At 46.2% G+C, this 19,495-nt stretch carries 15 protein-coding genes and 2 tRNA genes; 15 read left to right on the forward strand and 2 right to left on the reverse strand.

Annotated elements, in window-relative coordinates; translation table 11 throughout:
• Positions 1–168: 168 nt before the first annotated feature.
• Together QUB25_RS08350 and QUB25_RS08355 are read left to right on the forward strand one after the other, a co-directional pair.
• Positions 169–250: transfer RNA gene (locus tag QUB25_RS08350), tRNA-Tyr, on the forward strand.
• A 73-nt stretch (positions 251–323) separates the two neighbouring features.
• Positions 324–395 (forward strand) — tRNA-Thr (locus tag QUB25_RS08355).
• 67 nt (positions 396–462) lie between these two features.
• Here the strand turns inward: QUB25_RS08355 and QUB25_RS08360 are convergent.
• Positions 463–687, reverse strand: coding sequence for a hypothetical protein (locus QUB25_RS08360; RefSeq protein ID WP_333061370.1), 225 nt, complete (start codon positions 685–687; stop codon positions 463–465).
• 315 nt (positions 688–1,002) lie between these two features.
• Positions 1,003–3,561: a PhoD-like phosphatase gene (locus tag QUB25_RS08365; RefSeq protein ID WP_333182709.1), complete on the reverse strand. Its 2,559-nt coding sequence runs from the start codon at positions 3,559–3,561 to the stop codon at positions 1,003–1,005.
• A gap of 145 nt (positions 3,562–3,706) precedes the next feature.
• On the opposite strand from QUB25_RS08365, the gene QUB25_RS08370 reads away from it, so the two are divergent.
• From QUB25_RS08370 to QUB25_RS08430, 13 genes are all read left to right on the forward strand, one after another.
• On the forward strand, positions 3,707–5,869 hold the full coding sequence (locus QUB25_RS08370; RefSeq protein ID WP_333182710.1) for a CBS domain-containing protein: 2,163 nt from the start codon (positions 3,707–3,709) through the stop codon (positions 5,867–5,869).
• Between the two features lie 957 nt (positions 5,870–6,826).
• Complete coding sequence (gene bchL, locus QUB25_RS08375) at positions 6,827–7,693, forward strand: ferredoxin:protochlorophyllide reductase (ATP-dependent) iron-sulfur ATP-binding protein (protein ID WP_006634709.1); 867 nt, start codon at positions 6,827–6,829, stop codon at positions 7,691–7,693.
• 34 nt (positions 7,694–7,727) lie between these two features.
• Positions 7,728–9,155 carry a DUF5331 domain-containing protein gene (locus QUB25_RS08380; protein WP_333182711.1) on the forward strand — a complete coding sequence of 476 codons (1,428 nt, stop codon included), beginning with the start codon at positions 7,728–7,730 and terminating at the stop codon, positions 9,153–9,155.
• Positions 9,156–9,632: 477 nt separating this feature from the next.
• Positions 9,633–11,042, forward strand: a complete 1,410-nt coding sequence (locus QUB25_RS08385) for a ferredoxin:protochlorophyllide reductase (ATP-dependent) subunit N (RefSeq protein ID WP_199292772.1) — start codon at positions 9,633–9,635, stop codon at positions 11,040–11,042.
• A gap of 113 nt (positions 11,043–11,155) precedes the next feature.
• A complete protein-coding gene (locus QUB25_RS08390; RefSeq protein ID WP_333182712.1) occupies positions 11,156–11,860 on the forward strand; it encodes an AbiU2 domain-containing protein in 705 nt (234 codons plus the stop codon).
• 134 nt (positions 11,861–11,994) lie between these two features.
• Complete coding sequence (locus QUB25_RS08395) at positions 11,995–12,264, forward strand: type II toxin-antitoxin system HicA family toxin (RefSeq protein WP_333182713.1); 270 nt, start codon at positions 11,995–11,997, stop codon at positions 12,262–12,264.
• Positions 12,236–12,601 (forward strand): type II toxin-antitoxin system HicB family antitoxin, encoded by a 366-nt coding sequence (locus QUB25_RS08400; protein ID WP_333182714.1) that lies wholly within the window; start codon positions 12,236–12,238, stop codon positions 12,599–12,601. Before QUB25_RS08395 ends, QUB25_RS08400 begins: the two co-directional genes overlap by 29 nt.
• A gap of 368 nt (positions 12,602–12,969) precedes the next feature.
• Complete coding sequence (locus QUB25_RS08405) at positions 12,970–14,025, forward strand: hypothetical protein (protein ID WP_333182715.1); 1,056 nt, start codon at positions 12,970–12,972, stop codon at positions 14,023–14,025.
• Positions 14,026–14,365: 340 nt separating this feature from the next.
• Entirely contained in the window at positions 14,366–14,608 is a 243-nt protein-coding gene (locus tag QUB25_RS08410) for a hypothetical protein (protein WP_333040342.1), read from the forward strand.
• Between the two features lie 173 nt (positions 14,609–14,781).
• Entirely contained in the window at positions 14,782–15,450 is a 669-nt protein-coding gene (locus QUB25_RS08415) for a DUF3318 domain-containing protein (protein WP_015178535.1), read from the forward strand.
• Positions 15,451–15,846: 396 nt separating this feature from the next.
• A complete protein-coding gene (locus QUB25_RS08420) occupies positions 15,847–16,848 on the forward strand; it encodes a sugar transferase (protein ID WP_333040343.1) in 1,002 nt (333 codons plus the stop codon).
• 547 nt (positions 16,849–17,395) lie between these two features.
• On the forward strand, positions 17,396–17,833 hold the full coding sequence (locus QUB25_RS08425) for an ATP-binding protein (RefSeq protein ID WP_333061381.1): 438 nt from the start codon (positions 17,396–17,398) through the stop codon (positions 17,831–17,833).
• A gap of 161 nt (positions 17,834–17,994) precedes the next feature.
• Positions 17,995–19,263 carry a WcaI family glycosyltransferase gene (locus tag QUB25_RS08430; protein WP_333182718.1) on the forward strand — a complete coding sequence of 423 codons (1,269 nt, stop codon included), beginning with the start codon at positions 17,995–17,997 and terminating at the stop codon, positions 19,261–19,263.
• Positions 19,264–19,495 lie beyond the last annotated feature (232 nt).

Here is a 19,495-nt window from a genome sequence, read left to right on the forward strand (position 1 = left end):
CTCCGGGCGGGCACCCAGCCTAGACGTAGCAATGCACACCTTAAACAGTGTTCAAATTTCCCGTCAGCCGCTAACTAACTTATGTGTTCTAAAGTTAATGATTAGAGTTTTAAATATAATGTTGCAAATAAAGATTCTGGTGCTAGGATATATAACTGTGATGGAAATGGGTCGATGCCCGAGCGGTTAATGGGGGCGGACTGTAAATCCGCTGGCTACGCCTACGCTAGTTCAAATCTAGCTCGGCCCACCTCAATTTAATAAAAAGTTAAAATTTAAGAATTAAAAATTAATTTTTTAATTGGAGGTTCTTAATTTTTTATGCCCGTGTAACTCAGTGGTAGAGTACCTCCTTGGTAAGGAGGAAGTCACGAGTTCAAATCTCGTCACGGGCTTTCTAGTCTATGCTATATCCATCAAGGGTTTCAGGTTCATCGCACATCAAGAAGGTTAGTTTTACGATCAACTTTCGTGCTGATGGTTTTCTAATATTTCCAAAACGACTTCCATATCTGCCAAGTGCGCCCTCAACTTTTTGCGTCTGGCTTTTAACTGATTGAGCAGGTCGGCCTGCTCTGAAAATTCTGCGACTGCCGGAGAAACTTTGTTGCTATCTTTGGTAGTGTTGGGGCTGTTAATTAATATCGATCGTACCCATAGTTTAGCTCGTAAGCACGGTTTTGACATCACTGTTAGTCGCTGGCAGTATGGCTAGTTGAGAGTTGAGAATGGTGTCACCTCTCAGTTCCACCGGAGATGTTGCACCAATATCAATAATCCTTTTTTGGGCGGGATCTCCTGCCCAACCCCTACTCCCCACAAGAAAACTTATTCTTTGTGGAACAGGCCCGAAAGCCTGTTAAGCAAGAATGGTGTAACCTCTCACTTCCAACCGACTTTAGCTATGAGACTGGGGTTTCAACCCCCGGCGGACACTGCCACAAACTCATCACAATATTGTACCCGTATCGAAATCCCCGACTTCTTCAAGAAATCGTGAATCTAATCATCCTCATCCAATCCCAGTGGCACAAAATATTGACTGTAAACCACACTATCCGGCTCCCAAAGAGGCCGCCAATAAACATTTTGCATCACCGCTTTCTCTCCATCACCCTCAGCAGGCCACTGAAAACTGACGATCGCAATATTGCTATATCCCACAATCTCATCACCCTCTTGCAGCCAGCGATTGCGCCACAAGAGCGATATAAAATTCCACAACCTACGCAGGAATGACAATTGTTTATTTTTATGCGATCTATCTGACGCAGTTCCCTTTTCTAGCAGCAAAAATACCCGAGCTCTTTGCCGTTTAATCCAGTCAATCCGATAGCCCCAATCAGGCAGAGATTGTCTATTCCTGAGAGCAGCCGCCATAGCTTTCTTTCGGCCACCCCTCGAAATCTTCATTAATTCCAGTGGCTCATTCCATCCCAAACATTCGTGGGATCGCTCAGGAAACAGCGACTTAATTTTAGTATGAACTAAATGCGTTTTCCACTCCTCATTGATCAAAGCACTAGCAGTCAACTGCGCCAACACAGAATTTTGACAATTTGACTTATAATTCGCCCCCTTCAAAGGCTCAATATTCGATCGAGAATCGCCAAAATGACAATCCGACCAATAACTCAGTCGCACAGCAGCAGCATAGTGAATATCCCCGGTCAACACAATCACCCGATCGCGCTGCTTAAAAAACTCCGACAACAGCTTTACAAAAGCTAACTCATGAAAATTCCAAGCATCCCCTGCATCACTATTAAAAACCTTCCCCTGTTCCACATCCCACTTTTGCACCGCATCAATAATCCACAGACCCACCAAATTTGTTGGTACAACTACCAGCGTCGCCTCAATCTCAAACTCCCCAGTTTTATTCAGCAAATCAGTCTCCTTAAAAGGTTTCTGAATTTGCTCCTCAAAACCTTTGTGAGTCAAAAGCATGGGCGGATCGATTGCGCTTTTCACCGGATACCCCCGCCAACTCCGCGTATCCAGCACAATCACCTCGTGCTTAAAACTTCTCACATTAAAATGCCAATTCAAAACCTCACTTACACCCTCCTCATCTCGATCCAAAATAAAAACATCTTCATCTAATTTCAACTTAGGCAAATGAGTTTTCGGATCGAGTCTGGGAATTCCCAAATACGAAGCCGCCTCCTCCCAAGCAGAAACATCATTCCCCGCCGAATTCGACCATTTTTCAGCAGTTGTTAATAATTTATCTCCCGGTTTTTCGCGATCGAACTGTGCAGGCGTATTTCCCCACGCCTGAAACACAGCGTAAGCCAGCAAAGCATTCTGCACCACCCGCCGTCCCAGCGGCTTTCCCAGCACTCGGTAACACCACTCTCGATTCAAATACAAATCGTCGCTAACATCATGGTCGTCGCAAATCATATAAGTAGGAATATTCGCTAGCGCCCTCCTCACCCTCCACAAATTGCGAGCAAAACCGTCAAGTTCAACAACTTCTCTATCCCAGACTTTTGCCTGCTTAGAATTTGGGCAAATATCCTTACCCTTCGGAAAACTCGTACACCAGAGTACCGGCGACCAAACTAACAAATACATCGCATAATATTCGCCCAAGCTAAACAAGTGACTTTTAGCATTGTTGGGTTTATTTACCAACATCGCCGTAAAGCCGCCAAAATCTCTGGCAATATCGCTGCGAGTCCCCGGCTGTAACTCAATTGGTTTTTTGGACTCATACTCAGCATCAGACGGTTTCTGAATTGGCGACTCTCTAAAAATTTCCCTCTCTTGGCCCAGTGCAGTTTCGTTTTCCGAATTTTTAGGTATACTGATACACAAATTCTTTTTTATTTGGGCATCATCCATCAGGGGTAGACTCTCTTCCCAGCCCAACAGTGTATCGCCAGCATCAGTCAGGGCCCACAGCATGGCATCGGCAACGTCGTCGCCGTAAATTTGGTCGCCCGTTAAAAACAGTTGATGGGGCCTGCTATTTGCCGTTCCTGCAAACTGTTCGATCGAATTATCCAAGATAGGCAGCGCATCTCTGCCGTCTCCGTGGGGCTTGCGACAAGAACCGTGAACGATACGCAAATAGTTTAAATCGTTCGGTGGCAGGGCAAAAGTCGGCAACTGGTGAGCGAAATAACTAATCGTCCCCGGCCCCAAAGCCGATAAATCAGGGGCGGCAGGCCACAGGCAAGAAATGAGATTTTCTTTCTCATTTTCTGGGACTGCACCCCCGACGTTCGACTCGCTACTCGCAGCAAACTCGATGTTATAAGCATAAATTTGCCCCGATGTCAAGACATTGGTGTTAATTGGTTTAGCAGTCACCGCGACTACGTGCAGGTATTTGCCGAGCTGCACGGTAGAGTTCGCACCTTGGAGCAAGGGCCGATCGACAATTTCGCCGATTCCGCCCTCAGTCGAATAAACCTTGAGTTCGACTCGGCGGGGTGCTTTCAGAGCCAGCCAAACTGTCACGGCCCGACTTTCAGTCCGGCGCAAAATCGGGCCCGCAAGGATAAGCGGCAAGTGATGAATTCGATGACTTAAGGGAGTCCACGACATAGAATTTAAAAAATAAAAATTAAATAAGGGTGTTCTAGCAATCAGATTTTAGGCGATCGAGCATCTGTCACTCGCTTAATTAATGCTAAGTCTGCCAACCCAAGTCTCCAAAATTGTAACAACTCATTAAGTAAAATTAATAATCATGCTACAAGAAGAAAAATTACAACATTTCCGAGATTTAGCCCCGCAGTTGCCCGTAATTAAATCATCAGAACCCGCCGGACGCCCTAACAGCCGACCAATCTACTCCTCGCCTTTAGATCGGGCGATCGACCGCCACCCCCTCACCGTGCCTCCACAAACCCCGATCGCCCAGGTGTTGGCTCTCATGAACCCGATGCGCGTCTCCTGTCAGCTTTGTGGCGAAAAACAAAACGCTGTTGCTAGCGCAGCCAAGCGCAGTTGTGTATTAGTCGTGGAAGATAATCGACCGATCGGCATTTTTACAGAACGGGATATCGTCAAGCTAACTACCGTCGCAGCTTGTACAGTCGGACTGACAATTGCTGACGTAATGACTCGATCGCCCATTACCCTCAAACAATCCGAGTCTCAAGATATTTTCACAGCTATGTTCACGTTGCGCCAGCACCAGATCCGGCATTTGCCCGTAGTGGACGACGACTCGCGACTTCTCGGCATCATCACCCGCGAAGCCATTCACGAAGCCCTGCAACCGATTAACTTGCTAACCAATTTGCGCTGTGCAGCAGATGTCATGACGAAAGAAGTCATTTCTGCCCCAACAACTGCCTCAGCCCTCGATTTAGCCCAGCTCATGGTCAAGCATCGAGTTAGTTCCGTCGTCATTGTCAAAGAGCAAACTCAGCATCCCGATCGGGCGATCGCACCACCACAAAATTATCAAATTCCGATCGGCATTGTCACCGAGCGCGACATCGTGCAGTTTCACGCCCTCGAGCTCAACCTCTCGGAAATCCCAGCAGCAAGGGCCATGAGTGCGCCTTTATTTTGCATATCTCCCGCCGATTCCCTGTGGAGTGTCCACCAGTCCATGCAGCGCCACTGCGTCCGCCGTTTGGTAGTAGTTGGCAGCCAGGGAGAACTTTTGGGCGTTGTGTCTCAGACAAATTTGCCGCAAGTTTTTAACCAATCTGAAATGTATGGGACGATCGAGCTGTTGCAACAAGCAGTGGACGATCGAGCCACCCAATTGCAGAAAGCCAACCAACTTTTGCAGGAAGAAATTTTAGAGAGGCAACGGGCCCAAGAAGCCCTGCGCCAAGCTCACGACGACTTAAAAAAACAAGTTGAAGAACGCACAGCTCAACTTTTAGAATCCAATGAATTGTTGAGACGGGATATTATCAAGCGCCAGAGAGTCGAAGAAGTCCTGCGGCGAAAGCAAAATTGCTTGAAAAATCAAGCACAGCAATTAGAGGAGACTGTGCGAAAGTTGCAGCAAACTCAAACTCAATTAGTGCAAACCGAAAAAATGTCTTCTTTGGGACAAATGATTGCCGGTATCGCTCACGAAATTAACAATCCTGTTAATTTTATCTACGGCAACCTTTCCCACGCCAGCCACTACATCAAAGAATTGCTCCAACTTTTGGGACTTTATCAGCAGCACTATCCGGAACCAGTCTCGGAAATTCGGGAAGCAGCAGCAGAGATGGAAATCGATTTTTTGGTAGAAGACTTATCTAAGCTAGTGTCTTCTATGCAAGTAGGAACCGAGCGCATCCGCCAAATAGTTGTGTCGATGCGTAATTTTTCCAGATCCGATCAATCTAACACCAAGCTCGTTGACATTCACGAGGGACTCGAAACCACTTTGTTGATTTTGCAGCATCGGCTCAAACCCCACGGCGGACATCCAGCTATCCAGATTATTAAAGAATATGGCAATTTGCCCCACATCGAGTGCTGTGCCGGTCAGATCAATCAGGTGTTCATGAATATTATCGGCAATGCCATTGATGCTTTGGATGAAGAAATCCAGAAAGGGGAATGGGCGACGAGAAATGCGAAAAATTTACCCCCGTCTAATCCTAGTTCTCCATTGACTCTTCCCACTATTACAATTCGCACTGAAGTTGTTGGTGGCGATTTTGTGGCGATCCGCATTTCCGACAACGGGCGGGGCATACCTGATGAGATTCGCCGCCAATTATTTGACCCGTTTTTTACTACCAAACCAGTCGGCAAGGGCACTGGGTTGGGACTGTCGATTTCTTACCATTTAGTTGTCGAACAGCACGGGGGGCGGCTCGACTGCGTTTCCGAAGCTGGACGGGGCACTGAATTTGCGATCGAGATTCCGATCGTCAGTTGTCATTAGTCAGCAGTCCTAAGATTTTAGATTTTAGATTTTAGATTCTAGATTTTAGATTGAAAAATTGAAGAATTGGAAATGACTCATTAAGCTCGTGGTTTGGATCACGGGCCTACAGTTGCATTCTTTTTTTCAACTGGTATCAGTAGTCATGGGGAAGACATGATATTCTCCCAATCCCCCACTCTCCCCATCCACTCTCCCTCTTCCCGACTCACTCCCCCACTCTCCAAATCCCCACCATTTCCTAAAAATTCACAATTTTTTACAAAACACCAGAAACCCCACCAAAGTCCATCTTTCCCAATCTAAAATCTCAAATCTCAAATCTAAAATCCCATAACTTTGCCCTGCCCTGACCCAACTGATCCGAACTCACTTCGAGTTGGCCTCATCCACTAGCGCCTTTATGACGGTTCCAGTTACCCGCACAAGCCATCAACTGCCTGCATCCTAGCCCCAAAGCCAAAAGCCCAGATTGTTTGAGAAGTTAATTTTTGTTTTATTTTTGTACCTGTTTTTATTAAGAAAGTATTCTAAAATTAATTTAAAATCTAAAAATAATCTAAAAATAGATTTTTATATCAAAAAACCAGTTAAGATTCCCAAAGATGCAAAATAAACCAATTTACTAGCATTTTCATTTAGACGCCCCCTTTCTTTTCATCGCAAGTTAGCTAATAATGCTTTCAACGAGGTGACTAAGGGCAGAGTCCAAAATTGGTCTAACCCAAAGACGGATACAAGCCCCAAACAAAAGTCGTCTAGAGAGAAAATTTAAGTTAGAGAAAAGCCCCAGATTCATCTGTGGAGTCCATTCTTTAATCTGAAATCTCAAATCGACTGACAGTAAGGGAATTGCAATTGGGCTATTGCAATTGGGCTATTGCAATTGGGCGAGCGAAAAAAAGCATGAAAACCCAGCCCTCATCGTTTTGATAGAAACCTATAGGAGAACCAAGAGTGAAACTAGCAGTTTACGGAAAAGGTGGAATTGGTAAATCAACAACAAGCTGCAACATCTCCGTTGCCCTAGCCAAGCGCGGCAAGAAAGTTTTGCAAATCGGTTGCGATCCAAAGCACGACAGCACATTTACCCTCACTGGCTTCTTGATCCCCACCATTATTGACACCCTTCAGCAAAAGGACTATCACTACGAAGACGTTTGGCCCGAAGATGTCATCTACAAAGGCTACGGCGGCGTTGACTGCGTAGAAGCAGGCGGCCCTCCCGCAGGAGCTGGCTGCGGCGGCTATGTAGTCGGTGAAACCGTCAAACTCCTAAAAGAACTCAATGCCTTCGACGAATACGACATCATCCTGTTCGACGTACTCGGCGACGTAGTGTGCGGCGGTTTTGCAGCCCCATTGAACTACGCCGATTACTGCATGATTGTTACCGACAACGGGTTCGACGCTTTATTTGCAGCCAACCGCATCGCCGCCTCAGTCCGCGAAAAAGCCCGCACTCACCCGTTGCGGCTCGCCGGTTTAATTGGCAACCGCACCTCAAAGCGCGACTTGATCGACAAATACATTGACTCTGTACCGATGCCGGTGCTGGAAGTGCTGCCCCTGATTGAAGACATTCGCGTTTCTCGCGTCAAAGGCAAAACATTGTTTGAGATGGCTGAAAGCGATCCTTCCCTCAACTACGTCTGCGATTACTACCTCAACATCGCTGACCAGATTTTGGCCATGCCCGAAGGAGTAGTGCCCAACGACACGCCCGATCGCGAATTATTCGCCTTACTTTCAGATTTTTATCTAAATCCAGTGCAACCGGTGGTCAAGAAGGAGGAAGATGAGCTAGACCTGATGATGGTTTAATAGGTCTAGCGATCAGGATGAGGATAAAGAGGTTATGGCTTTTTTTGATACTTTTTCAGTTGCTCTCAAACAGAAGTGGTTGGACTACTACCAGGTAAATCGGGCTTGGCTGCTCCTGCACATGACGGCTGAGAACACGGTCGCCACACCCGACGGCGGGAAAAGGCCTGTTTCTTACCTCATCCTGGGAATTGCGGCTGCCCTGGAGCCGGAACTCCAGCAATTAATGCTGCCCTTCTCAAAACTCAAGCCGGATGCAGACAGCCTGATCGAAGTGTTGGGGCTAAATTTTGACCCGGACATAGCGCTGGGTATGCCCTCAAATCTCGCGCCGCAGACGGCCGGCAAATCTCCAACACCCGCAGCAGCTCAAACTGCAACTGCTGCACCCGCAGCAGCTCAAACTGCAACTACTGCACCCGTAGCAGCTCAAACTGCAACTGCTGCACCCGTAGCAGCTCAAACTGCAACTGCTGCACCCGTAGCAGCTCAAACTGCAACTGCTGCACCCGCCGCAGCCAAATCTAATAAATTGGGCGGTGCTGCCTTAGCAGCCGGCGGAGTAGTCGCCGGAGTCGCCGGAGTCGCCGGTCTGGCAGCAGCAGCGTCAGCACTGAGCTCAGAGGAGGAATCCTTCGATGAGTTTGAGGAAGAAGCGGTTTCCGACTTCGACATGGGCGATGACGAGGAAGAAGCTGTCTCCGACTTCGACATGGGCGATGACGAGGAAGAAGTTGTCTCCGACTTCGACATGGACGATGACGAGGAAGAAGCTGTCTCCGACTTCGACATGGACGAGGACGAGGAAGAAGCTGTCTCCGACTTCGACATGGATGATGACGAGGAAGAAGCCTCGGCTTTGGACGGTCTCGGTCTAGAAGACGATGAGGAAGACGCCGTATCTGACTTCGGTATGGGCGACGATGAGGAAGACGCCGTATCTGACTTTGATATGGGTGATGACGAGGAAGATGAAGCCTTGGCTTTGGGCGGTCTCGACCTCGGCGATGACGAGGAAGATGAAGCCTCGGCTTTGGGCGGTCTCGACCTCGGCGATGACGAGGAAGATGAAGCTTTGGCTTTGGGCGGTCTCGACCTCGGCGATGACGAGGAAGATGAAGCCTCACAATTTGGGACTTTGACCTCGGGAGATCTCGAATCGGGGATTTCCGATCCGTTTGGGGAAGAAGATGAAGAGTTTGTCGCCGAAGAAATACCCGATCCTTTTGGGACAGCGACCTCAGATGACCTAGACATGGATCTGGGCGACTTGGACGATGACGGTATTGACGATTTCTCTGTATCTGATGACGATGACCTCGATGATCTCGGACTCGACGATCTGGGGGAAGCAACTACCGGAGATCCTGACGAAGATGATTTAGATGCTCTAGGTCTCGGCGATTTGGATTCCGACGATGAGGATGAAGAAATTTCCGGGTTTTTATCTGATTTTAAGTGAGGTTGTTGCGATCGCCCGCATCTGTTCTAGTCTTGAAGTTTCCCGCTCTATTTGTGAGTTGTGAGTTGCGAGTTGTTAATTTTTAATTAGCTCCAACTCACAACTGCCAAAAGGCTTTTTTCCTTAGCGATTTGAAGTAAACTAAATCCCTGCTGTGAGGGATTGTATGCCCTCGCGCAGAATTTTTTAGCCAGAATTTTGGATGCTGCGGCTTCTGCGGAAATATTGAGTGGTTGCATCTATTTTTCACAGGAATTAGCCCAAAAATAGGTATTTCTATTTATTGTTCGCTGTGCGTCGCGATCGCGCAAAACAGGTGTTTTATCCCCACTGCGCCTGTTCGTGATCGAGAGGAAAAACAACCTATTCCTCTCCTGGGCGACCGCACCGAGACGATGGCAAAATCCAGGCGTTTCCTCGCTCCGCCGCAAGTCCTGTTCGAGAAGAAAAACAATTTAAAGGGAGAAGATTTGAGATATGACTGCTATTACTACTAATGAACCGGAAGCTTTAAACTTTGAATGCGAAACAGGCAATTATCACACATTTTGTCCGATTAGCTGCGTAGCTTGGCTTTATCAAAAAATTGAAGATAGCTTTTTCTTGGTCATCGGTACTAAGACTTGCGGCTATTTCTTGCAAAACGCAATGGGCGTGATGATTTTTGCTGAGCCTCGCTATGCGATGGCTGAGTTGGAAGAGGGCGATATTTCCGCTCAGTTAAACGATTATGATGAGTTGAAGCGGCTGTGCTTGCAAATTAAGCGCGATCGTAACCCCAGTGTAATTGTCTGGATCGGCACTTGCACCACCGAAATCATCAAAATGGACTTGGAAGGGTTAGCACCGAAGCTGGAAGCCGAAATTGGCATTCCCATCGTCACAGCGCGCGCTAACGGCTTGGATTACGCCTTTACTCAAGGGGAAGATACCGTTTTAGCAGCGATGGCTGCTAAATGTCCTGAGAAAGCGCCCGTGATGGAATCTCAGAAACAAGAACGCAATGCTATCTCTCAACTGCTGAATTTCGGCAAGAAAAAAGAGGAAGTTGCAGCAGATGAATCGGAATATGTCAAGCACACACCGCTGGTACTTTTCGGTTCTTTGCCCGATCCGGTTGTTACTCAGCTAACTCTAGAATTGAAGAAGCAAGGAATCAAAGTTTCCGGTTGGCTTCCTTCCAAGCGCTACACTGAATTGCCAGTCTTGGAAGAAGGTTATTATGTATCGGGCATGAATCCGTTCTTGTCGCGCACAGCTTCTACGTTGATGCGCCGCCGCAAGTGTAAGCTAATTGGTGCGCCATTCCCGATCGGCCCTGACGGAACTCGCGCTTGGATTGAAAAGATTTGCTCAGTGTTGGGAATTGAACCAAAAGGTTTGGACGAACGGGAAGCGCAAATTTGGGCTGGTTTGGAAGATTACTTGCAAATAATTCGCGGCAAATCTGTCTTCTTTATGGGCGACAATTTGCTGGAGATTTCTTTAGCACGTTTCTTGATTCGCTGCGGCATGACTTGCCCGGAAATTGGCATTCCTTACATGGACAAGCGCTATCAGGCGGCGGAATTGGCTTTGTTAGAAAAGACTTGTCACGAGATGGGAGTTCCTACTCCTCGGATTGTGGAAAAACCGGACAATTACAATCAGCTTCAGCGGATTTACGAGCAGAATATTGATTTGGTGATTACGGGTATGGCTCACGCTAATCCTTTGGAAGCGCGGGGAATTAATACTAAGTGGTCTGTTGAGTTTACTTTTGCTCAGATTCACGGCTTTGGTAATGCGCGGGATATTTTGGAGTTGGTGACTCGTCCGCTGCGCCGGAATAATTCGCTGAAGGATTTGGGTTGGGGTAATTTGGTGAAGAATGAAGCGAAGGTTTAATCTCTAGCTCATCTACTTCCGGTTTTCACTACTGTAAAAACCGCTATAATTATATAAGTGGGGTAGGTAATGCCTACCCTACTTTATAAGTTCATCAATAAAAGGCTATCAAAATGACAGTTGAACAAGAAGAATTTGGTGAGATGGTTCACTCTATTAATGATAGGCTATCCGATGCTCAATACTATTTGTCGGTAGCTTATGATTTATTGTATGGTTTGGGTAGTACACCAGAAAAATACGCTAAAGCACGTCATTTCTGGACGATGACTGCCTTGGGATTTCGCGACCTGTGTGTATTATATTTGTGTCAAGTATATGACTCACATGATGATGCTGTAAGCGTTCCCAAAATTTTAAAAATTGTTGATAGTAATTATAAATCATGGAAAAAAACCTCCCAGGAAATAGGTGAGTTAGACATAAAACAATTAGAGAAAGACAAAATTAAATTCAAAGATAAAAAAGCGGATGACAAAGATTACGATCAGAATCTAGATGGATTGAAAAAAATACTTTTTAATCAGAGAGACAAAGCAATAGCTCACTATGACAAGGCAGAACTTTTTAAATATAAAAAAGCTTTAGGTGTTAGGGAAAAAAACAGGAATATATTAAAAAATGAGGATGATGAAAACGCGCCCTACTTGCCAATGCCTGAAGAGATGACTAGGCTTAAACAAGATGAGTTGCAAAAACTGATCGATGAGGCGAGAGCAATATGTCATCGTTATATGTCTCTTTTAAATATTGAAATTCCTTCCCTAGAGATTCAAGAGGATTACAATAACTTATTAGATATAAGTACAACCCCCTAATGAAACAGGACTTACGCATTGTAACGGTAGTATCAGACCTTGAGATTCTTCGCTATCGCTGAGAATGACAAAAAATCGTTATCACTGCGTAAGTCCTGGAAAGCTGTGATAGATAGTCGGAAAATTTGGTTAAGATGAGTAAGTTAGGAAAACTGATAGAACAATTTTTATCAAACCCGTCTGAAGTGCGGTTTGACGATGTGTGCTATATCCTAACTGCTTTTGGGTTTGAAGAAAAGCGATCGAAAGGAAGTCACCATTCTTTCCGAAATGCCAATGGATTAAAGATTACAGTCCCTAAAAAGGGCGGTCAGAAGGTAAAAGGAGTCTACGTCAGGCAAATTGTGGCATTATTGAAGTTAGAGGAATGGAGCGATGAATCAGAAGATGAAAGTCAAGCTTAAATCCCTAGATTATTACTTGAGCCTGAAATATCCTATCAATTTTTATCCAGAACCTGAAGGTTATACAGCTATAATTAAAGACCTTCCTGGCTGTATGTCTCAGGGTGAAACTTTGTCCGAAGCGATGGAGAATATTCAGGAAGCTAGGGAATTGTGGATAGAGACTGCTTATGAGTGCGGCGATGAGATTCCTTTACCTGCAACGGAAGTTGAGTATAGTGGAAGTCTATCTTTACAGATTCCTAAATCTCTACATTTGAGTTTAGCAGAAAAAGCGGAAAGGGAAGGAGTTAGTCTTGACCAGTACATTCTGCTTGTGTTAAGTAAAGCAGGCTAAAAGATAATCAAATAAGGATTATCAAGTTTGAGGCACGCTTCAAGGGCGATCGCTCTTTTATTTTTTTATGAACCGCTGATGCAGGCAGATTAACGCAGATTAACGCGGATGAAGAGTGCGATCGTACTTTTCAATCAATTTACAATAAGGATCTAAGGTCATATTAACAGCTTGAGATATATTCAAAAATAGTACCACTGTAATTTCTATCCAGTCAAAAATTTAAAACTGGCTATTCCCTTTGGGGTAGCTTCGCGCGGACTTTTCCCCAACTTTTCCAGAATCCCAGGCCACACGCCCGTAACACAATTCAGGAAGCGCCGCCTATAATCGAAACTAGCCCAACTCTCATCAGTTGAGAAACCGCCATGAGTCAAGACAAGGAAGAAATTAGCTATTCAGAGAAAACAGAACGTCTCAGAGTTATCGGTCAGTTTATCAAAACTGTCACACCGATGATTTGGACGATCGTAATTTTAGTAGTCATCATTCCCCTATTAGGTAACTTTTTAATTTCCCAGTCACTAACAAATACGGGAACCACAGCAGTTGTAGTCTCGCCGCCACACGATTTTAGCAAAGTCAACCAAGACGTTAAAAACGCCATCCAAAAATCCCATACAACAGCCGAAACTTTCGCATCCAAAGAATTGGACAAATGGGAAGCCGAAGTAATTGCACGAGTAGACAACAGTTTTCTCGATTGGTACTTTGATTACTTCAATCAAAAAAAGATGGAGTTTACCGTACCTTTTAATTTCGTGAAATCTGCTGTTCTCAACAGATTTGATATGACAGCAGCATCTCGTGCTGTTTCCGAAAAATTAACCGAAGATTTTCAAAGAGAATTTGCTAACCGAGTGCTGGTACCCAAAAACGCTCAACTGCGATTTCAATTAATCACTCAAGATACTGCTAACTTGTATATATCAGAAGTTAGCAAGAATGTGAAAGTAGTTCAAAACAATTATAACATACCGCAAGTACAGTGGGACAAATACCTGAACGATATTGCCACCACTATTAGCGACAAAGGAAATGTCTCGAATTTATCATTAAAAGTATTAGTTGGCGGTAGCGGTTACTTGGTTGCTAAACCCTTAATTTTGGGAGTCGCAGCTAAAGTTGGTAGTAAAGTTACGGCAAAAGTTGCCAGCAAAGCCGCCGCCAAGGTAGCCACAAAAACAGGCGGTACAGTTGCTAGTCAGTTGGGAGTAAGTTTAATCGACCCGATTGTCGGCATCGGAATTATCATTTGGGATTTGTGGGATTACAATCACACCGTCAAAGTAGAAAGACCGATTTTGCGGGCACACATTGTAGAATACTTGAAAGATGTCAAAAAGTCCTTGCTCACAAATCCTGAAAGCGGGATTATGGCAGCAATTTATCAGTTAGAAAGCGGTCTTCTCAAGTCACTTTAATCATTTAAATCGCGTCTGAATAATGTGTGTAAATCCCCGAAAAGGGGTAATATCCGCTGCAAGAACGAAAGGGGGGTAGACCATTAGTTAGTGCCAGCAGCGGGCGCTTCGACTCGCTACTGTGCGCGATCGAACACCCGACTGTGGGCGATCGCGCTCATGTAGCAAAAAAAGAGAAAAAAATGAATGTTAAACGAGGCAAAAAAAGAGAGGATATGGGGACAAAAAGAAGACTTTCCTGTATTTACAATGATAAATATTTTCCATAACTGAAAATAAAACAAGCTGTTAGACTCATATTACACGGATTTAGTTGGCGCCACTTTAAAAAATTTAGCTGTTGATTAATTATGAGTTTCTGGAGTTGTGGCAGTTGCAGCAAAACAATTTAAAAGTTCCCGTTGACCGAGGTAGAGTTCTGGCGGGAGTGCGTTTTACCGATGAATCTCTACGGCGAGGTTTGTACGGAATTGCTGAAGTATTTGACGGAGTTGTTTTAGTTCAAAAAGGCATAACTTCTAAGCCGGAAGTTTGGTCGGCTTGGTCGAAATTACGGCAAGAAATCGAAGCGTTGATGAAATAGTCGAAAGTCAAGGATCTAGCAGGCAGTTGCGATCGCCCCCAGAGACTAAAATCAAGTAAAATTGCAAGTATTGGTCGATCGACCCCCGTTACTCGACTATATTTGGATTCAAGGTTTGCTATACTCCAGAAATAGACATATATTAACCTTTGCAAAATCAATAGGCCGGAGCTATGACATCCTATGCAACCTCTACAGCAAGAGCCGAGATGAGTGAGATCCGGCGCTTGAAAAACATACTGCCCCCAGAACTCCAAAGTTGGGTAACAGTAGAAAAAACAATAGAAGTTAATCCTACCCTGATCCGCAGCGAAGAAATAGGCAAAGACCAGGTAGAAATCCAAATAGACCTGATCCGCTGGGAACAGCTAGCAATGGATCAGCGCAACCTCCTATTTTGGCACGAAGTCGCCAGAATCCAAAACGACACCATCCCCAGAGACGGTTGGGAAATGGCGGCCCTGGCCATTGGTTTAGGCGGCGCTGTCGGCGAACTTTGGGTGCAAGACGGCTTGCTGCTGTTATTAGCCCTATCCCTGTGCGGCGTCTCCGGCTGGAGACTTTACCAAAAAAACAACGGAGAGAAAAGTTTAAAAGAAGCAGTAGACGCAGACGAAAAAGCCCTCGCCCTCGCCACCCGCTTCGGCTACACTCTCCCAAACGCCTACAAAAGCCTCGGCAGCGCCTTAAAAACCTTAATCGAGCAAACCTCCAAAAAACAGCAGCGGGCTAAATACGAAGCTCGTCTCCAGGCGCTCAAACGCAACGCAGCCAAAGCCAAAGCCAAAGTCAAACCCATCACCCGCGAAACCTCTCAGTCAGAAAACGTCTACAATTCTTAACCTCATCCCCCGACGCTTGTTACGGGGGTTTTCCAGTTAACCGTTAACTGTTGACTTCTGTGTTAGCTGTTAACTGTTAACTGCGATGGCTATCCGGTGCAAGACAGGCAGGAAAATTATTAACGACAAGATTAAGCGGCCTGAATCCACAAAAATCTTGATTCCGATGTCAAAGTTTGGCAGCGACTGCGTTCAAAAATCTTTGGGCCAAAACTGGCACTGGTAGACTTAAGTCTATTTTTGCCTTTGATATCATTCTCGGTGGGCGAGTTTGCAGGCGTTTTTGTAAAGTTTGTATAAAGCTAGCCTTTTGTTAACCATAATATTTGGTAAAGGTGGAGCTGCTAGGACAGAATAGGCTAAAGACATCAGCTTGAAATTTGAAACCAGGACTTCATGGTCAGTCAAACCCCAGAGGCAGATTTTCGGGTAACGTACTCGGACGAGATTCCCTCAGTTCACATACCCGTGCGCTTGAGCGTACTTGAAGCTGTAAACTTCAAGACAACCTGCCAGCAACTTTTTTCGGAAAGCACCACCGTTCCCAGCAAGATTGTCCTAGACTTCAGTCAGACGACATTCATCGACAGTAGCGGGATCGGTGCTTTAGTCAGCAATCTGAAATTTGCCAAACAGCGTGGTAGCGACTTGGTGCTCCGAAGCCTCAAGCCGCAGGTGATGGCAGTATTTGCTCTCACCAGCCTAGATCAAGTGCTGACGATCGAGCAGCCCTCTGCAACCTCAACTCCCACAGAGACCAACCCCTCGGACAATCAGCTACCGATGACGCACCCCTCAGTGCAATCGTGGGTGAAGCGGCTGATAGATATCGTTGGGGCAATCGTCGGTTTGATAATTACAGGAATTTTGCTCGTACCTATAGCTGCAGCCATCACTATCAACGATCCAGGCCCGATATTTTTCGGTCAAACCCGCTGTGGCTGGATGGGTAGACAATTTCGGATTTGGAAATTTCGATCGATGTGTACCAACGCCGAAGCCATGAAAGCCCAAATCAAAAACCAGGCTTCTGGCGCATTTTTCAAAAATGACAACGACCCGCGGATTACTAAAGTCGGGCGCATCTTACGCAAAACCAGCCTCGACGAACTGCCGCAGTTTTGGAACGTGCTCAAAGGCGAAATGAGTCTAGTTGGCACTAGACCCCCTACCCCAGACGAAGTTGAGCGTTACGAAGTCCCTCAGTGGCAGCGTTTGGATGTCAAACCCGGGATGACAGGGGAATGGCAAGTCAACGGTCGCTCTCAAGTCCGCGATTTTGAAGATGTCATCCGTTTAGATTTAAAATACCAACAAAACTGGAGCCTGGTGTATGACCTCAAACTAATTGTCAAAACTGTAACAGTCCTGTTTAACAAAAATAGTGGCGCTGTGTAGGAACCCTCAACAACCCACCGCTGAACTTTGAGGTGCTGTTGCCGACGGGGGGCGGGAAGTCGAACTCGATACTTAGTCAAGCAGACGATCGCTAGCGATAGCTACGTTAGCATTAAGTGTTAAAATTCACACGCCCAGAAAATGCACAGCTAGTTGCCAGCTCTGCAATCGGAGCATTAATAGTTAGCAATTGGCGAGTTCGAGGTCATACTCGAATGATCCCAGCATGATTTTCGAGGACGAGAAGAACTCACCTGTGTTTAGAAAAGTAGCGACTGCTAACACGGTCGATGCTTAAATCACTTCCTCGCAAGCTGACTCGGGAATTTTCCCTATTTAAACGCCCTACCGAGGCGGGTTACAGTATCGGAAGTCTCTCATTTGCTGTGCGAGTAAATGGTGCGAAAGGAATGCTCACCTTGAGGCAAAACGGGCTTCTTCAACTCAAGCTTGACTTAACTAATATGTTGCCAAGACCTTGCCCTCCTTTTTCTCTCCCTCCGCCGCTGAGTACAGCGGTGGTGGGGGCCGACCAGGGGGAAGAAAGATGAAAGACAAGCAACCAAAGGCCGAGTGGCACCTGCAGGTTGAAACAGACCTGAATGCTTTAACATCCATTTTGGAATGGTTGGAGAATATCGTTTTGCCCATGATACCAGCGGATTTCTGGTGGCAGTGCCGGCTGATAATCAACGAAGGCTTTACAAACGCTGTCCGCCACGCTCACCAGAACTTGCCCCCCTCGACGCCCATAGACATTGAGGTAAAAGTGTTTGCCGATTACTTAGAAATTAGGATTTGGGACAGGGGTCAACCCTTCAACTTAGAAGCAAAGCTGCACTCGATCATGCAAGAGCAGCGCGATCCTTTGGACAGAGAAGGAGAAAGGGGACTGGTGTTCATGTACAAGCTTACAGACGATCTTCGCTATATCCGTACCGAAGATCGCCGCAACTGCCTGGTAATGCGAAAAAACATTAGCTGAGGGCGCGATACCCGCCCGGTCAGGGCGGCTTCTTTCCCAAGGAGTGGAAGATCGCCTCGCCCCCTATTGTCCTACCCGGAACCCAACCACATCCTCTGCAATTCTGCGGGTGCAGGCTCGATGCACGCGGCTGGAGGACAATTTGCTTCAAAATAAATATTATGCGTATTCTAATTTATTCCTATAACTATTATCCAGAGCCGATCGGCATTGCCCCCCTGATGACAGAACTAGCGCAAGGCTTAGTCAAGCGCGGCCACCAAGTCCGAGTCGTCACAGGAATGCCCAACTATCCGCAGCGCCGGATTTATCCGCAATATGAGGACAAATTTTACCTCACCGAAGAACACAACGGCGTCACAATTCAGCGCAGCTATCTGCGCGTCAACGGCCCCCACCCCACCCTCCTAGACAGACTTTTGCTAGACGGCAGTTTTGTCGTCTCCAGCGCCGTCCAAGCTTTCAGAGGCTGGCGTCCCGACGTGATTTTCTCGACAATGCCCCCTTTACCGATTTGCGTCCCAGTCGCCTTTTACGGCTGGATTCGCGCTTGCCCGATCGTCCTCAACGTTCAGGATATCGTCTCAGAAGCAGCCGTGCGCGTCGGCTTGGTCAAAAAAAACGGACTGCTAGTTCGCATTGCTGACGCTTTAGAAAAATTGGCCTACTCCACAGCTAGCCAAGTCAGCGTCATCGACAGCGGTTTTATCAAAAAATTGCACTCTCAGGGAGTACCCCCGGAAAAAATAGTTTGCGTTCCCAATTGGGTTGATGTCAATTTTATTCGCCCCTTACCCAAGGAAAGTAACTCATTTCGAGAAACTCACAAACTCAAGGGAAAATTTGTCGTTCTCTATGCAGGCAATATTGCCCTCACTCAAGGCTTGCAAACAGTTGTCCAAGCAGCGGCTCGTTTGAAACACCTAACCGAAATCGCTTTTGTAATTGTGGGGGAATCAACAGCACTCGCCCGCTTGCAACAAGATTGCGAAACTTATAAAGCTAATAATGTAATGCTGCTACCATTTGAACCGCGAGAAAAATTGCCCGACTTGTTAGCTGCTGCTGATGTTAGTTTAGTCGTACAAAAGCGCCGCGTTACTAACTTCAATATGCCTTCAAAAATTCAAGTAATTCTTGCCAGCGGTAGGGCAATTTTGGCTTCGGTTCCCGAAACTGGTACGGCTCAGAAAGCAGTGCAGCAAAGCGGTGGCGGGGTGGTGGTAGCGCCGGAAGATCCGCAGGCTTTGGCCGAGGCTGTTGAGGATTTGTACTTGCACCCTGCTAAGGTGGATGCGTTGGGCGAGCAAGGCAGAAATTATGCTGTGGAGAATTACGGATTTGAGGAAGCTTTGAATCATTATGAAGCTTTGTTTGCGGCGGTGGCAGCGAGTCATTCTGAGAAAATATTTGCGCCCCTGCCAAAATAAGATAAGCGCTTGAAACCGTGCCTAATTAGAGTGCCAAAAGATGTTCTTAGCAGTACAGAAACAACGTTCGTTAACATAAATACAAAAAAAATGAAAGACTGATGGTTGAGCGATTGAATTCCACAATATACAAGAACCGGAACTGTCCTCGCAGCCGCCATGCAGAAAGCCCTGACTACCGCGATTAAAAGTAAAATACAGATTACTGAAAAAGACTTTTGACTTCCCGTTA

It is taken from the genome of Microcoleus sp. B3-D7 (assembly GCF_036705305.1).
GTDB lineage: Bacteria > Cyanobacteriota > Cyanobacteriia > Cyanobacteriales > Microcoleaceae > Microcoleus.

What these genes read in the sequence shown, in the direction of transcription:
- QUB25_RS08360 (WP_333061370.1), bottom strand. Translation starts at nt 687, where the DNA reads ATGTCAAAACCGTGCTTACGAGCTAAACTATGGGTACGATCGATATTA.
- QUB25_RS08365 (WP_333182709.1), bottom strand. Translation starts at nt 3,561, where the DNA reads ATGTCGTGGACTCCCTTAAGTCATCGAATTCATCACTTGCCGCTTATC.
- QUB25_RS08370 (WP_333182710.1), top strand. Translation starts at nt 3,707, where the DNA reads ATGCTACAAGAAGAAAAATTACAACATTTCCGAGATTTAGCCCCGCAG.
- QUB25_RS08380 (WP_333182711.1), top strand. Translation starts at nt 7,728, where the DNA reads ATGGCTTTTTTTGATACTTTTTCAGTTGCTCTCAAACAGAAGTGGTTG.
- QUB25_RS08385 (WP_199292772.1), top strand. Translation starts at nt 9,633, where the DNA reads ATGACTGCTATTACTACTAATGAACCGGAAGCTTTAAACTTTGAATGC.
- QUB25_RS08390 (WP_333182712.1), top strand. Translation starts at nt 11,156, where the DNA reads ATGACAGTTGAACAAGAAGAATTTGGTGAGATGGTTCACTCTATTAAT.
- QUB25_RS08395 (WP_333182713.1), top strand. Translation starts at nt 11,995, where the DNA reads ATGAGTAAGTTAGGAAAACTGATAGAACAATTTTTATCAAACCCGTCT.
- QUB25_RS08400 (WP_333182714.1), top strand. Translation starts at nt 12,236, where the DNA reads ATGAATCAGAAGATGAAAGTCAAGCTTAAATCCCTAGATTATTACTTG.
- QUB25_RS08405 (WP_333182715.1), top strand. Translation starts at nt 12,970, where the DNA reads ATGAGTCAAGACAAGGAAGAAATTAGCTATTCAGAGAAAACAGAACGT.
- QUB25_RS08415 (WP_015178535.1), top strand. Translation starts at nt 14,782, where the DNA reads ATGACATCCTATGCAACCTCTACAGCAAGAGCCGAGATGAGTGAGATC.
- QUB25_RS08420 (WP_333040343.1), top strand. Translation starts at nt 15,847, where the DNA reads ATGGTCAGTCAAACCCCAGAGGCAGATTTTCGGGTAACGTACTCGGAC.
- QUB25_RS08425 (WP_333061381.1), top strand. Translation starts at nt 17,396, where the DNA reads ATGAAAGACAAGCAACCAAAGGCCGAGTGGCACCTGCAGGTTGAAACA.
- QUB25_RS08430 (WP_333182718.1), top strand. Translation starts at nt 17,995, where the DNA reads ATGCGTATTCTAATTTATTCCTATAACTATTATCCAGAGCCGATCGGC.